The sequence below is a fragment of the Escherichia sp. TW14182 genome (assembly GCF_000208525.1).
GTDB classification, from domain to species: domain Bacteria; phylum Pseudomonadota; class Gammaproteobacteria; order Enterobacterales; family Enterobacteriaceae; genus Escherichia; species Escherichia ruysiae.
In genome coordinates, this window is the sequence record NZ_AEJZ01000064.1 from 1 (window position 1) to 14,954 (window position 14,954).

Sequence of the window (14,954 nt, forward strand, 5' to 3'; positions counted from 1 at the left end):
GCGGTTTGCCATAGCCGTTGCGACTGCTGCCAGTATTGCCAGCCATAAAGTCCACTTACGCTTAGCATGACCAAAATCAGCATCGCAACCAGCGTTTCAATCAGCGTATAACCACGTTGTGTTTTCATGCCGGCAGTATGCGACGAGGAGAAAAAAAGACGAGGGTCAGTTTCTCATTCTTCGGCGCGTCTTCCGGACTATTTACGCTGTTGCAGGGCGTTGCAAAATTTCGGGAAGGCGTCTCGAAGAATTTAGCGAAGGATAAAAAAAACCGACGCACACTGGCGTCGGCTCTGGCAGGATGTTGCGTAATTTAGATAGCAACCGGCGCTTTAATGCCCGGATGCGGATCGTAGCCTTCAATCTCAAAGTCTTCGAAACGGTAGTCGAAGATGGATTCAGGTTTACGTTTGATAATCAGCTTCGGCAGCGGACGCGGTTCACGACTTAATTGCAAATGGGTTTGATCCATATGATTGCTGTACAGGTGCGTATCGCCACCGGTCCAGACAAAATCACCCACTTCCAGATCGCACTGCTGCGCCATCATATGCACCAGTAACGCGTAGCTGGCAATGTTAAACGGCAGGCCGAGGAAGACGTCACAGGAACGCTGATAAAGCTGGCAAGAGAGTTTGCCGTCTGCCACATAGAACTGGAAGAACGCATGGCACGGCGCCAGCGCCATTTTATCCAGTTCGCCTACGTTCCACGCCGAAACAATAATACGGCGGGAATCCGGATCGTTTTTCAGCTGGTTCAGTACCGTAGTGATCTGGTCAATATGACGACCATCTGGCGTTGGCCAGGCGCGCCACTGTTTACCATAAACCGGACCGAGATCGCCGTTTTCATCGGCCCACTCGTCCCAAATGGTGACATTGTTTTCGTGCAGGTAAGCAATGTTAGTGTCGCCCTGCAGGAACCACAGCAGTTCATGGATAATGGAACGCAGGTGGCAACGTTTGGTTGTCACTAACGGGAATCCATCCTGCAAGTTAAAACGCATCTGATGACCAAAAATGGAAAGCGTTCCGGTTCCGGTACGGTCGTTTTTCTGTGTGCCTTCGTCGAGCACTTTTTGCATCAGTTCTAAATACTGTTTCATGGTTCCTCAGGAAACGTTTTGCTGTGGGCTGCGACGATATGCCCAGACCATCATGAAAACACCCGCGACAATCATCGGGATGGAAAGAATTTGCCCCATGCTGATGTACTGCACCCATGCACCGGTGAACTGCGCATCGGGCTGGCGGAAAAACTCAACAATGATGCGAAACGCGCCATAGCCAATCAGGAACAAGCCTGAGACAGCCCCCATCGGGCGCGGTCTACGGATATACAGGTTGAGGATAATAAACAGCACCACACCTTCCAGTAGCATCTCGTAAAGTTGCGACGGGTGGCGCGGTAGTACGCCGTAGGTGTCGAAAATGGATTGCCACTGTGGGTTGTTTTGCAGCAACAGAATGTCTTCGGTACGGGAGCCAGGGAACAGCATGGCAAACGGGAAGTTCGGGTCAACGCGCCCCCACAATTCACCGTTAATAAAGTTGCCCAGACGCCCGGCTCCAAGGCCAAATGGAATGAGCGGTGCGATAAAATCAGAGACCTGGAAGAAGGAACGTTTGGTGCGGCGGGCGAAGATAATCATCACCACAATGACGCCAATCAGACCGCCGTGGAAGGACATGCCGCCGTCCCAGACACGGAACAGATACAGCGGATCGGCCATAAACTGCGGGAAGTTGTAGAACAGAACATAACCAATACGTCCGCCAAGGAAGACGCCGAGGAAGCCCGCATAGAGTAAGTTTTCAACTTCATTTTTGGTCCAGCCGCTGCCTGGACGGCTAGCCCGACGCCCAGCCAGCCACATTGCAAAAATGAAACCCACCAGATACATCAGGCCGTACCAGTGAAGCGCCACGGGTCCTATTGAGAAAATGACCGGATCAAATTCCGGAAAATGCAGATAGCTACTGGTCATCTGTCACCACAAGTTCTTGTTATTTCGCTGAAAGAGAACAGCGATTGAAATGCGCGCCGCAGGTTTCAGGCGCTCCAAAGGTGCGAATAATAGCACAAGGGAACCTGGCTGGTTGCCGGATACCGTTAAAAGATATGTATATGATCCGCGCTATAACCCCCCGCGAATCAGCCCGCCCATACCGCGACGCTCCATAAATGCCGCTACCTGATGACGAACTTCGGTCGCCAGTTGCGCTTCCAGACTGCGCTGCGCAAGATTTTCTGCTTCGGCAAAATCAATGCGCCGCAGCAGGTATTTTACGCGCGCGACAGAACGTCCGTTCATAGACAGATGGCGATACCCCAGCCCAATGAGGATTGCCACGCACATGGGATCGCCCGCCATTTCACCGCATAAACGCAGATCGATTCCCTGCGTTTCCGCCTCACGGGCGATCATCGCCAGAGCACGTAACATTCCAGGATGAAGACTGTCATAAATGTTCGCTACTCTGGTGTTGTTGCGATCAACGGCCAGGATGTATTGAGTCAGGTCGTTGGTGCCAACAGAGATAAAATCGACCCGGTTTGCCAGATGCGGCAGCATAAATACCATTGAAGGTACTTCCAGCATGATACCGATGCGTGGTTTGGGAATTGCGTAACCGATCATCTCCTCGACTTCACGTCCGGCACGTTCAATCAGGCGGCGTGCTTCGTCAACTTCATCCAGGCTTGTGACCATTGGCAACAGAATGTGCAGGTTGCCCGTTGCAGCATTGGCGCGCAACATCGCCCGCACCTGGATCAAAAAGATCTCCGGCTGATCGAGCGTAATGCGAATCCCACGCCACCCCAGGCATGGATTCTCTTCGCTGATCGGCATGTAGGGCAATTGTTTGTCAGCACCGACATCCAGCGTACGCAGGGTGACAGGTTTATCATTGAACATTTGCAGCATCCCCTGATACTGCGCCACCTGTTCTTCTTCCGACGGGAAACCACTTTGCAGCATGAAAGGGATTTCGGTGCGATAAAGACCGATACCATCAATGCGACTGCCCAGTTTTTCTTCATGTTCCGGGCTTAATCCCGCATTGAGCATAACTTTTATGCGCTCGCCGCTTTTTAACTGCGCAGGTAAATTGACGTCATCTTCTGCCAGACGGCTAAGCTCAATCTCTTCGCTAATCAGCCGCTGATATTCTTGCAGCAGTACCGGCTCCGGGTCGACCAGCAATTCACCGCGATAACCATCAACGATCAGTGTGCGACGATGCAGCACCGAAGGCTGAATGTCCGCGCCCATCACGGTAGGGATCCCCAGCGCACGTACCATAATCGCAGCATGGGAGTTGGCTGCGCCATCGCGCACGACAACGCCGACTAAGCGATCCTGAGGCAGCTCTGCAAGGGTTGTCGCTGACAGTTCATCTGCCACCAGAATGAAACGTTCCGGCCAGGCGTTCGCCCCCTGGTTGGCATCATCAAGGTGAAACAACAATCGCTGGCCCAGCGCACGTAAATCACCGGCTCGCTCTTTGAGATAGCTATCACTTAGCGCAGCAAACTGTTCGGCGAATTTTTCAATGACCGTTTTCACCGCCCACTCTGCAACTGAGCCTTTATCCACCTCGTCAAATAATTCGCGACGCAGACGCGTGTCAGAAAGCAGGTGTGAGTAAAGATCGAAAATAGCCGCTGTTTCTTTTTGTGCACCGGCAGCAAAGCGTTTGCTGTAGCGACGAAACTCGTTAGCCGCTTCTTCCAGCGCCCCGGTCAGTCGCTCGCGTTCCAGAGCCGGATCCAGCGTTGATGCCTGATATACCTGTTCCATTAAGGGTAACGTGGCATCCTGCCAGCCTTCAGCAATCGCCACGCCGGGCGCTGCCGGTAATGCGCGGATTCGCGTCTGGCGATATTGCCCAAACAAGGCAGTCAACTGCGACTGAGAAAGAATAGCTGCCATCTGGGTGGCAAGCGTCACCAGGAAAGATTCTTCACTTTCGTTGTACTGCCGCAACTCTCGTTGCTGTACCACCAGTACACCAAGTAACTGGCGACGTTGAATAATTGGCACGCCTAAAAACGCGCGGAAACGTTCTTCTTTTACGGAGGGGATATATTTGAAGCTGGGGTGTTTTTGCGCATCCGCAAGGTTTATCGGTTCCGCCAGCCTGCCAACCAGGCCGACGATCCCTTCATCAAACGCGAGCGTTACGGTGCGACCACGTGGCTTTTTTAATCCTCGGGTCGCCATCAGGTAGTAACAACGTCGGTCGTGATCGGCCAGGTAGACCGAACAGACCTCGGTATCCATCGCAAGACAGATGTCGGTAACCAGAATATTTAACGCCTCATTCAGGCGTGGTGCGCTGGCTACCTTTTCGACTATTTCGCGCAGGCGAGTGAGCATAATGGGCGTGACTTAACCTCTTTTACGTCGATAAGCAGATACGTTTTGTGGTTTAGGCGTATTTTCTTGCAGCGCCATCACAACACTTGCGAACTCTTTCATTACCCTACGGTAGACATCACGTTTAAATGACACCACCTGTCTGACCGGATACCAGTAACTTACCCATCGCCAGCCGTCAAACTCTGGTGTACTGCTGGTTTGCATATTGATTTCCGCATCGCCGCTCACCAGCTGCAAGAGAAACCATTTTTGTTTTTGGCCGATACAAACCGGCTTCGTGTCCCAACGCACCAAACGTTTCGGTAATTTGTAGCGCAACCAGTTACGCGTTGAAGCAAGGATTCGAACGTCTTTACGGCTTAATCCTACTTCTTCAAACAATTCACGGTACATCGCCTGTTCTGCGGATTCTCCGGGATTAATTCCGCCTTGCGGAAATTGCCAGGAGTGCTGACCAAATCGCCGGGCCCACATCACTTGCCCCTGACGATTACAAATCACGATACCTACGTTTGGGCGGTAGCCATCGTCATCAATCACCGGACTACCTCAAAATAAAGCTTTATATACGAATGATTGTTTCATACTCCAGGAAGACGGTAAACCACTCTCTGCAGGGCATTACACACTAATAACAATTGAATAACTCACAGTTAAGTGCAGAGTTATAAACAGAGGACGGGGTGGATAGCCGTTTTTATTCACCTTTTCTGTGGATAGAGTTGTGAAGAACTACGGAATTACCACGGGAAAACCCAGAGCATTCTGAATCAGTCGCTAAAATACACTTTAAAATATTCGTTATTAATCAATATATTAAACACATAAATATTGATAAAACAGAGAAATTCGTGACACATGTCACACCACTCATTTACGCGTTGGCGAAAGATCAACCAACGTCGTATTTATCCACAGAATGTGCCACTAAGTTAAGCACCGCACCACTAAAAATTAGAGTTTCGTCGCACGTCAAGGCTGTAAATGGAAACAGTAGTGAGGGTTTTTCACAGTTATCCCAGCTTTCTGTGGATAACATGGTGTAAGATCCTGTTTATTTTCAGTGACCAGAATTGGAAAACCCACCAGGACGTTGCGCAACACCGTCACCTGTGGATTAAAAAACAAGATAAATCATAGAATTGAATAACGCTTGTGGAAAAAGTTACACTCTGAATATTCGGTACAAAATAGCTGCTTATTTTTTAACCAAGGTGTAATGCCATGTCTCAACCTCGCCCATTGTCCTCTCCTCCCGAAACTGAAGCGCAGTTATTAGCACAAGCACAGCAACTTTCTGGCTACACCCTGGGTGAACTGGCAGCACTTGCCGGGTTGGTTGCGCCGGAGAATTTAAAACGCGATAAAGGTTGGATCGGTGTGTTACTGGAGATCTGGCTTGGCGCCAGCGCAGGGAGTAAACCTGAACAAGATTTTGCCGCATTAGGCGTGGAACTCAAAACTATCCCTGTGGATAGTCTTGGTCGTCCGCTGGAAACGACATTCGTTTGTGTTGCACCATTAACCGGCAATAGCGGTGTGACCTGGGAAACCAGTCACGTCCGCCACAAACTTAAACGGGTGTTATGGATACCGGTTGAAGGCGAGCGCAGCATCCCGCTGGCGCAGCGTCGCGTAGGAGCACCGTTGTTGTGGAGTCCGAACGAAGAGGAAGACCGCCAGCTACGCGAAGACTGGGAAGAATTGATGGATATGATTGTCCTCGGTCAGGTTGAGCGAATCACCGCTCGTCACGGGGAATATTTGCAAATACGACCGAAAGCGGCGAATGCGAAAGCTCTCACCGAAGCCATTGGCGCCCGGGGCGAACGAATTCTGACATTGCCGCGCGGATTTTATCTGAAGAAGAAGTTCACCAGCGCACTGCTGGCCCGTCATTTTTTGATCCAGTAGCCATCGCTTTGACCTGCTGCATTCCGGGCATATAATTACCGCTTCATTTTTTTGGCAGGGCTTTTTAGATGTTATTTGCATGGATAACCGATCCTAACGCCTGGCTTGCGCTCGGTACGCTGACGCTGCTGGAGATCGTTCTTGGGATCGATAATATTATTTTCCTTTCTCTGGTGGTCGCAAAGTTGCCCACCGCACAGCGTGGTCACGCGCGGCGTCTGGGACTGGCTGGAGCCATGGTTATGCGTCTGGCGCTGCTGGCGTCGATTGCCTGGGTTACGCGCCTGACGAATCCGCTTTTTACAATTTTCAGTCAGGAAATTTCCGCTCGTGATTTGATTCTGCTGCTGGGTGGTCTGTTCCTTATCTGGAAAGCCAGTAAGGAGATCCACGAATCTATCGAAGGTGAAGAAGAAGGGCTGAAAACACGCGTTTCATCATTCCTCGGTGCTATCGTACAGATTATGCTGCTGGATATTATTTTCAGCCTCGATTCAGTGATTACCGCCGTGGGTCTGTCGGATCATCTGTTTATTATGATGGCGGCCGTCGTCATTGCAGTAGGTGTGATGATGTTCGCCGCGCGTTCGATTGGTGATTTTGTTGAACGCCACCCTTCGGTAAAAATGCTGGCGCTCTCTTTCCTGATTCTGGTGGGCTTTACCCTGATACTGGAAAGTTTCGATATCCACGTACCGAAAGGTTACATCTACTTCGCAATGTTCTTCTCCATTGCAGTAGAAAGCCTCAACCTGATTCGCAATAAAAAGAATCCGCTCTGATATTCCGTTCGCTCTCCAGTGGGAGAGCGAACGTCTTCCCTTTATTCTCACAGTTTAAGACTTTCCTGCTTTCAAGATGTATAACGTCAGATTATAAACAGACTATTATCATTGATGGGCTTAATGAGGATAACCGGATGAAAAAATGGGCAGTATTAATTTCCGCAGTCGGACTGGCATTTGCTGTTTCCGGTTGTAGTAGTGATTATGTGATGGCCACTAAAGATGGTCGAATGATCCTGACTGATGGAAAACCGGAAATTGACGATGATACCGGGCTTGTGAGTTATCACGATCAACAAGGTAACGCGATGCAAATTAACCGCGATGATGTCTCGCAAATTATTGAACGTTAAAAAATAAGGTCAGCATCCGGCTGACCTTAAGATTTTTCGCTTTCCCTTTTCCCTTCCCTCTGCCATTTTTATATTCCTTATGTCGTGATTATAAAAAGGAAACGGCTATGCAATATCACCGTATACCCCACAGCTCGCTGGAAGTCAGCACGCTGGGGCTTGGCACGATGACGTTTGGTGAACAGAACAGCGAAGCCGACGCCCACGCACAACTCGACTATGCCGTCGCTCAGGGCATTAATCTTATTGACGTTGCCGAGATGTACCCTGTACCGCCGCGCCCCGAAACGCAGGGATTGACTGAAACCTATGTCGGTAACTGGCTGGCAAAACATGGCAACCGCGAAAAGTTAATTATCGCCTCCAAAGTGAGCGGACCGTCGCGCAATAATGACAAGGGAATTCGCCCGGATCAGGCGCTGGACAGGAAGAATATCCGCGAAGCTCTGCATGACAGCCTCAAGCGCCTACAGACTGATTACCTCGATCTTTATCAGGTACACTGGCCGCAGCGCCCGACCAACTGCTTCGGCAAACTCGGTTATAGTTGGACGGATTCCGCGCCTGCGGTTTCGCTGCTGGATACGCTGGATGCACTGGCAGAATACCAACGCGCAGGGAAAATTCGTTATATCGGTGTGTCGAATGAAACCGCATTTGGCGTAATGCGTTATCTACATCTGGCGGACAAACACGATCTGCCGCGCATCGTCACTATTCAGAATCCCTATAGTCTGTTAAACCGCAGCTTTGAAGTGGGTCTGGCGGAAGTCAGCCAGTATGAAGGCGTCGAGTTGCTGGCCTATTCGTGCCTGGGTTTCGGCACGCTGACCGGTAAATATCTCAATGGTGCAAAACCGGCTGGTGCACGTAATACGCTCTTTAGTCGGTTCACCCGTTATAGTGGTGAGCAAACGCAAAAAGCCGTCGCGGCGTATGTTGATATTGCCAGACGTCATGGTCTGGATCCTGCACAAATGGCGCTGGCCTTTGTACGCCGCCAACCGTTTGTTGCCAGCACGCTGCTGGGCGCAACGACGATGGAACAGTTGAAAACCAACGTCGAAAGTTTGCATCTGGAGTTAAGCGAAGACGTATTGGCTGAAATTGAAGCGGTGCATCAGGTTTATACTTATCCGGCACCTTAAGGATTAACGCCGGTTAAAACCGGCGTTAAATATTAATGACGGCGTTGCCAGACCCACAGCGCCGTTATTGCCAGCGCAAACAGCGTACCGAAGCCAATGCCAATGGGCACGACCGGGATGCCTACCATGACCGCCAGTGAATAAATCCCCAACATCAGCAACATGGCACTGTTTTCGCCCAGGTTCTGTACTGCAATCGCATTCCCCGCCCCGACGCTTTTTTTACCCCGCTCCTGTAACAACGCATTGAGCGGAACGACAAAAAAGCCGCCAAGTACGCCAATCAGCATCAGCAAGGCATAGGCTGGCAGCAGCTCATGTTGCAGGGAGAAAATCAGCACTACCACGCCAATTAAAATCCCGGCAGGCATACAGCGTGAAACGGTTTCCAGCGTGACCAGCTTCGCTGCCGCACCTGCGCCAACCACGATACCAATCGCCACCATCGCGTTGAGATAGGTCGGCGTGGCGTTATCGGTAATGCCCAGCGCCACCGGCACCCATAGCACCAGCAGGAAACGCAGCGTGACGCCCGCTCCCCAGAACAAACTGGTGCCTACCAGCGAAAAACGCGTTTCACCATTGCGCCATAGCGAGTTGCAGGCATTCAGGAAACTGCGGGTCATGTTGATGAGATTCCACGACTGCCCCGGACGCGCCGCCGCCAGTTTTGGAATATAGATATTGGCGACGACCGCCCCGCCGTAGGCCAGCGCACATGCCGCCAGGGCGACCAGAATATGCCAGTCTGCCAGTACACCACCGGCTACGGAACCGAGCAAAATCGCCGCAATGGTGGAGGCTTCCATTAAACCGTTAGCTTTCACTAACTTACTACCCGTGGTTAATTCACCAAGAATCCCGTATTTCGCCGGTGAATACGCTGCCGCACCAATTCCCACCAGCGTATAGCCGAGAAAGGGATTGATGCCAAAGCAGATACTGGCAGCGCCCAACAGCTTAAGGCCGTTAGCAAACATCATTACCCGGCCTTTGGCAAAGCTATCCGCCACCTGCCCGACAAACGGCGCAAAAAGAATGTAAGCACCTACAAACACCATTTGCAGGACAGGCTGACTCCACTCCGGATAGAACTGCGCTTTCAGTAACGCCAGAGTAGCAAACAGCAGCGCGTTATCACCAAACGCAGAAAGAAACTGCGCGACGATAACTGCTTTCATCCCCTTCGACCACAGCGAAGTGTTAGTGTGCACTGACTCACTCATCGTGTTGTTCCGCTTCGTCTACCCAGCTTTTCAACGTGACAAAGTCAGGTTTACCGCTGCCCAGTAATGGCATCTGTTTCAGATAGCGAATGTCGCGCGGTACGGCAAGTTCCGGCACGCCGTGCTCGCGGGCATACTGTTGCAGTTTATCGCGCGCCAGTTCACTGTCCGTGGTGAAAAGCACCAGCGCCTCACCTTTGCTGGCATCGCTCTTAATCGCAGTGGCATGCATCTTGTCTGGAGAAACGCCAATGGCCAGTTGTTCCACCATTTCCAGCGACACCATTTCGCCTGCAATTTTGGCAAAGCGTTTCGCGCGCCCCTGAATCTGCACAAAGCCCTGTTCGTCGAAACGCACGATATCACCCGTGTCATACCAGCCGCGCTCCATCTCGCCGCGAACATTCTCGGCGGTGGGCACTTCCAGCACGCCCGGTTTCTCCACGCGCAGGTAGCCGTTCATAATGTTCGGCCCTTTTAGTTGCAGGCGACCACCGTCTTCGATACCCGGAACCGCCAGCAGTCGAGCATCCATACCAGGCAAAATACGCCCTACCGTACCTGGTTTCGCCGCCATCGGTACGTTGATGGACACCACCGGCGCACATTCCGTCACACCGTAACCTTCAAGAATGCGCAGGCCAAATTTATCCTGCCAAAGCTGTTTGGTGCTTTCTTGCAATTTCTCCGCACCTGCCACCACATAGCGTAGACGATAGAAGTCATACGGGTTGGCAAAGCGCGCGTAGTGACCGAGGAAGGTCGAGGTGCCAAAAAGCACGGTACAACTGCGGTCGTACACCAGTTCCGGCACAATGCGGTAGTGCAGCGGACTTGGATAAAGGAACACTTCCGCCCCCGTCAGCAGTGGCGTAAACAGGCCAACAGTCAGACCAAAAGAGTGGAACAGTGGCAATGCCGACATAAAGCGGTCATTGGTGGTGAAGTCGGCAATAGTTTTAATCTGCTCGACGTTCGCCAGAATACTTTTATGGCTATGGACCACGCCTTTCGGATGGCCTTCAGAACCGGAGGTAAAGAGGATCAGCGCCTCTTCTTCTGGCTGCTGTTTTACCTGTGCCAGGCGCGGCACCAGCAAATGCGCGAAGATCCACACTTTGTCGGCAGTGGTGACGTCCGCTTTTAAATCTTCCAGATAAACCCAACGCACCTGAGTAAGCTGTTCCGGCAGATGCCAGAGTTTGCCTTTATCGAGAAACTGACGGGAAGTGAAGATGGTTTTTATTTCAGCCGCCGTAATGGCGCTGGTCAGCCCTTTTACCCCGGCGGTGTAATTCATCATGGCCGGAATACGACGACGAGCGATAGCCCCGAAAATCACTGCCGCACTGATGCCCGCATTGGGCAGCATTAAGCCGATGCGCTCTCCTTCAACACTGTATTTTTCGAGGATGCGACCAACAAACAGCGTTTTGGTAAGTAATTTGCGATAGGTATCAGGGGTAAAATTGACATCTTCGACACACTTTTTACCCGCACCGAAGCGGTACATTGCACTCAAAAAGGATTCGTACAGCGTTTCACGCGGGCGCACAGCCATACGCGCTTCCATCATAATTTGATGCAGCATTTCGCCAGCGATTTTGCGACGGTCACGGGCACGCGGCGCATCCGGCATCTGCACTTGCGTTGGTGGCAAAATATGCAGATGAATTTGCGGGAACAAGCGACGTTTAACCAGACCTTTCAGGCGGCTGAAGTGCGTAAGTTCCGCCCCTTCAATACGCACTGGAATGACTGTCGCACCTGACTTCGCAGCGACAAAACCCGCGCCATCGTAGATTTTCATCAGCGAGCCGGTTGTCGTAATTCGTCCTTCAGGGAAAATAACCACCGGTCGCCCCTGTTCAACCAGACGTACCAAATGTTTAATTGCCATGGGTTGCGTCGGGTCGAGAGGAACGAAGTCGATAAATGATTTCAGCCAACGCATATACCACTGCTGGCTGATAGAGGTGTAAACGGCAAAAACAGGGCGAACGGGTAAAAATAGCGCCAGCAATATGCCATCAATAAATGAGACGTGATTGGGCGTGATAAGAACACGCTCGCCCTTCAGTGCCTTGGTGTCGCCTGTCACGCGAACACGGTACAGGACACGGCACAAATTACGAAAAAAGCTAAAAAGCATTCCAACTCCCTTTGCTCAATCTTCAGTAAAAGCGAATGGTGCGAGATTACACCAGAAGGAGAACACGAGCGACAGTAAAATGGGGGCGAAAAAAAACCTGCGCATCCGCGCAGGCTGGTGCAAGAGACAGGGTACGAAGAGCGTACCGAATAATCTCACCAATCAATACCTCTGGGATCTTGATTGTGGTCTGTACACAGACTGTTCGCCAGCGAGAAAACGCAAAGGAGTGAAGGGAAATGCAACCAGGTGTGTAAATTATCGGTTACTGTTACAGATTGATGACAGACAAAAAAAACCTGCGCATCTGCGCAGGTTGGTGTAATTCATGTGATCAACCCGAAGTTGACTTCACCTATCAATACCTCTGGGATCACCACTTTATCAATCTGAAGCCAAACGCCACCAGCGGTCAATCGCAACAGCGTTTCGCAAAGTGTAACCAAAGGTTTGCAATCTCTTTTTTTGTCTTACTTATTTGCGTTTCGCTCACAATCCCCGCGCTGAAAGTACCACGCCCCTTGAACCAACGGACGTTTTCCGTAACACTGACAGAATGTAAGCGTTTACCCACAAAGGTATTTTCATGGCGACCATAAAGGATGTAGCCCGACTGGCAGGCGTTTCAGTCGCCACAGTTTCCCGCGTCATTAATAATTCTCCCAAAGCCAGCGAAGCTTCCCGGCTGGCTGTACATAGTGCAATGGAGTCTCTTAGCTATCACCCGAACGCCAACGCCCGGGCGCTGGCACAACAGGCCACCGAAACCGTTGGGTTGATTGTTGGTGATGTCTCCGATCCTTTTTTCGGCGCAATGGTGAAAGCGGTTGAACAGGTGGCTTATCACACGGGTAATTTTTTATTGATTGGTAATGGTTACCACAACGAGCAAAAAGAACGTCAGGCCATTGAGCAGTTGATCCGCCATCGCTGCGCCGCACTGGTCGTTCATGCCAAAATGATTCCCGATGCCGATTTGACAGCATTGATGAAACAAATGCCCGGCATGGTGCTGATCAACCGGATCCTTCCGGGGTTTGAGAATCGTTGCATCGCACTGGACGATCGTTATGGCGCCTGGCTGGCGACGCGTCATTTGATTCAACAAGGCCATACTCGCATTGGTTATCTCTGCTCTAACCACTCTATTTCTGACGCCGAAGATCGTCTGCAGGGTTATTACGATGCCCTTGCCGAAAGCGGTATTCCGGCCAATGATCGGCTGGTAACTTTTGGCGAACCGGATGAAAGCGGCGGCGAACAGGCAATGACTGAACTGCTGGGAAGGGGGCGAAATTTCACTGCCGTGGCCTGTTATAACGACTCAATGGCGGCGGGCGCGATGGGTGTACTCAATGATAATGGTATTGATGTACCGGGTGAGATTTCATTGATTGGCTTTGATGATGTGCTGGTATCGCGCTATGTTCGTCCGCGTTTGACGACAGTACGCTATCCAATTGTAACGATGGCGACTCAGGCTGCCGAACTGGCTTTGGCACTGGCGAACAATCACCCGCTTCCTGAAATTACCAACGTCTTTAGTCCAACGCTGGTACGTCGCCATTCAGTTTCAACACCGTCACTGGAGGCAAGTCATAACGCCTCCAGCAACTAGCCGCGATTAAAGCAACTCAAGCGCCAGTAATTCTTCAATGGTCTGGCGACGGCGAATCAACCGCGCCTGACCATTATCAAACAGAACTTCTGGCAGCAGTGGGCGACTATTGTAGTTTGATGACATTGACGCACCATATGCGCCAGTATCATGCAGTACCAGATAATCTCCCGCCTTCACTTCCGGCAAAGCACGGGTTTCGACATTCCCCCCCTCCTGCTGGGTAAAAACATCCCCCGATTCACATAGCGGCCCGGCGACAACGGTTTCCACCGTTGGCGCGTGCTCAAGGGAATGACCATCAGCCGCCAGTGCGCTAATGTGATGGTAACTGCCGTACATTGCCGGGCGCATCAGATCGTTAAATCCGGCGTCAACCAGCACAAAGTGGCGGCTCCCCATCTGTTTGACGCTTCGCACCTGGGTAATCAACACACCAGACTGCGCCACCAGGAAGCGACCCGGTTCAATTTCCAGTTTCACAGGGTGACCCAGATGATGAGCAATCTGCTCACGTGCCGCATTCCACAGGCCATAATAATGTTCGGTATCAACCGCTTCTTCTCCCTGCTGATAAGGCACAGAAAGCCCACCGCCAGCAGAAATCGCCTGTAAATCCTGACCAAAGTCGATAACCTGCCGCACCATCGCACCACACACCTGTTCCAGATGTGCATAGTCAACACCGGAACCAATGTGCATGTGGATGCCGACCAGCTGCAATTGATGCCGCTGTATCACTTCCAGTGCGGCGGGAAGATCGGTGTACCAGATACCGTGCTTGCTGTTTTCGCCGCCGGTATTGGTTTTTTGGCTATGCCCATGACCAAACCCCGGGTTAACGCGCAGCCATACCCGATGCCCTGGCGAAACCTGGCCTAGTTGGTCGAGCATATCGACAGAACCCGCATTCACCGGAATTTGCAATTCACTGACACGCTCGAGCGTCGCCTGGTCGATAACATCAGCGGTAAAGACGATGTCATCGGGATGCGTTTGTGGATTGTAACCCGCCGCCAGCGCGCGCTCGATTTCGCCCAACGAGACGGAATCTACTTTCACGCCCTGCTCTCGCATTAAGCGCAAAATATGAATATTGGAACAGGCTTTCTGTGCGAAGCGCACCACATCAAACTGCTTCAGAGCCGCAATCTGCCGACGAATGATTTGTGCATCGTAGACCCAAACCGGGCAGCCAAATTCTGCAGGCAAGCGCAGCAGATTTTCGGCGGTGAGATCGGTATCGGTGCTGAACAGTGAATGTGGCATAACAAACTCCGATTAAGTGCTTTTTTATGATTACGCCACATCATAAAAAGAATAAAAAATATCGATTTATGCCAGGTCTATGCAAAAATGATATGGATT

The 14,954-nt window shown here is 51.4% G+C and carries 14 protein-coding genes; 5 read left to right on the forward strand and 9 right to left on the reverse strand.

The annotated features are described in order from the left end of the window. The 6 genes from EQY_RS0106305 to EQY_RS27205 form a co-directional block, all read right to left on the reverse strand. On the reverse strand, positions 1-128 hold a 128-nt coding region (locus EQY_RS0106305), incomplete at its 3' end, for a prepilin-type N-terminal cleavage/methylation domain-containing protein (RefSeq protein ID WP_000857061.1). Positions 129-313: 185 nt separating this feature from the next. Further along, positions 314-1,108, reverse strand: coding sequence for a thymidylate synthase (gene thyA / locus EQY_RS0106310; protein WP_000816232.1), 795 nt, complete (start codon positions 1,106-1,108; stop codon positions 314-316). Positions 1,109-1,114: 6 nt separating this feature from the next. Continuing rightward, a complete protein-coding gene (gene lgt, locus EQY_RS0106315; RefSeq protein WP_000204652.1) occupies positions 1,115-1,990 on the reverse strand; it encodes a prolipoprotein diacylglyceryl transferase in 876 nt (291 codons plus the stop codon). 150 nt (positions 1,991-2,140) lie between these two features. Next, positions 2,141-4,387 carry a phosphoenolpyruvate--protein phosphotransferase gene (gene ptsP, locus EQY_RS0106320; protein WP_000957934.1) on the reverse strand — a complete coding sequence of 749 codons (2,247 nt, stop codon included), beginning with the start codon at positions 4,385-4,387 and terminating at the stop codon, positions 2,141-2,143. Positions 4,388-4,399: 12 nt separating this feature from the next. After that, on the reverse strand, positions 4,400-4,930 hold the full coding sequence (rppH, locus tag EQY_RS0106325; protein ID WP_000564488.1) for an RNA pyrophosphohydrolase: 531 nt from the start codon (positions 4,928-4,930) through the stop codon (positions 4,400-4,402). Between the two features lie 352 nt (positions 4,931-5,282). Next, positions 5,283-5,429, reverse strand: coding sequence for a hypothetical protein (locus EQY_RS27205; protein ID WP_274541214.1), 147 nt, complete (start codon positions 5,427-5,429; stop codon positions 5,283-5,285). A 185-nt stretch (positions 5,430-5,614) separates the two neighbouring features. Between EQY_RS27205 and mutH the strand changes: the two genes are divergently transcribed. From mutH to EQY_RS0106355, 4 genes are all read left to right on the forward strand, one after another. After that, complete coding sequence (mutH, locus tag EQY_RS0106340) at positions 5,615-6,304, forward strand: DNA mismatch repair endonuclease MutH (RefSeq protein WP_000082203.1); 690 nt, start codon at positions 5,615-5,617, stop codon at positions 6,302-6,304. Between the two features lie 68 nt (positions 6,305-6,372). Continuing rightward, positions 6,373-7,086 (forward strand): TerC family protein, encoded by a 714-nt coding sequence (locus tag EQY_RS0106345; RefSeq protein ID WP_000895631.1) that lies wholly within the window; start codon positions 6,373-6,375, stop codon positions 7,084-7,086. 137 nt (positions 7,087-7,223) lie between these two features. After that, a complete protein-coding gene (gene ygdR / locus EQY_RS0106350; RefSeq protein ID WP_000758660.1) occupies positions 7,224-7,442 on the forward strand; it encodes a lipoprotein YgdR in 219 nt (72 codons plus the stop codon). A 107-nt stretch (positions 7,443-7,549) separates the two neighbouring features. After that, on the forward strand, positions 7,550-8,590 hold the full coding sequence (locus EQY_RS0106355; protein ID WP_001199283.1) for an NADP(H)-dependent aldo-keto reductase: 1,041 nt from the start codon (positions 7,550-7,552) through the stop codon (positions 8,588-8,590). Positions 8,591-8,622: 32 nt separating this feature from the next. On the opposite strand, the gene lplT is transcribed toward EQY_RS0106355, so the two are convergent. Together lplT and aas are read right to left on the reverse strand one after the other, a co-directional pair. Next, entirely contained in the window at positions 8,623-9,816 is a 1,194-nt protein-coding gene (gene lplT / locus EQY_RS0106360; protein WP_000004641.1) for a lysophospholipid transporter LplT, read from the reverse strand. Continuing rightward, positions 9,809-11,968 (reverse strand): bifunctional acyl-ACP--phospholipid O-acyltransferase/long-chain-fatty-acid--ACP ligase, encoded by a 2,160-nt coding sequence (gene aas, locus EQY_RS0106365; protein WP_000899017.1) that lies wholly within the window; start codon positions 11,966-11,968, stop codon positions 9,809-9,811. Before aas ends, lplT begins: the two co-directional genes overlap by 8 nt. Positions 11,969-12,554: 586 nt before the next feature. Between aas and galR the strand changes: the two genes are divergently transcribed. Further along, complete coding sequence (gene galR / locus EQY_RS0106370) at positions 12,555-13,586, forward strand: HTH-type transcriptional regulator GalR (RefSeq protein ID WP_000201036.1); 1,032 nt, start codon at positions 12,555-12,557, stop codon at positions 13,584-13,586. 6 nt (positions 13,587-13,592) lie between these two features. Here the strand turns inward: galR and lysA are convergent, their stop codons facing one another. Beyond that, on the reverse strand, positions 13,593-14,855 hold the full coding sequence (lysA, locus tag EQY_RS0106375) for a diaminopimelate decarboxylase (RefSeq protein WP_001120728.1): 1,263 nt from the start codon (positions 14,853-14,855) through the stop codon (positions 13,593-13,595). Positions 14,856-14,954: the final 99 nt, after the last annotated feature.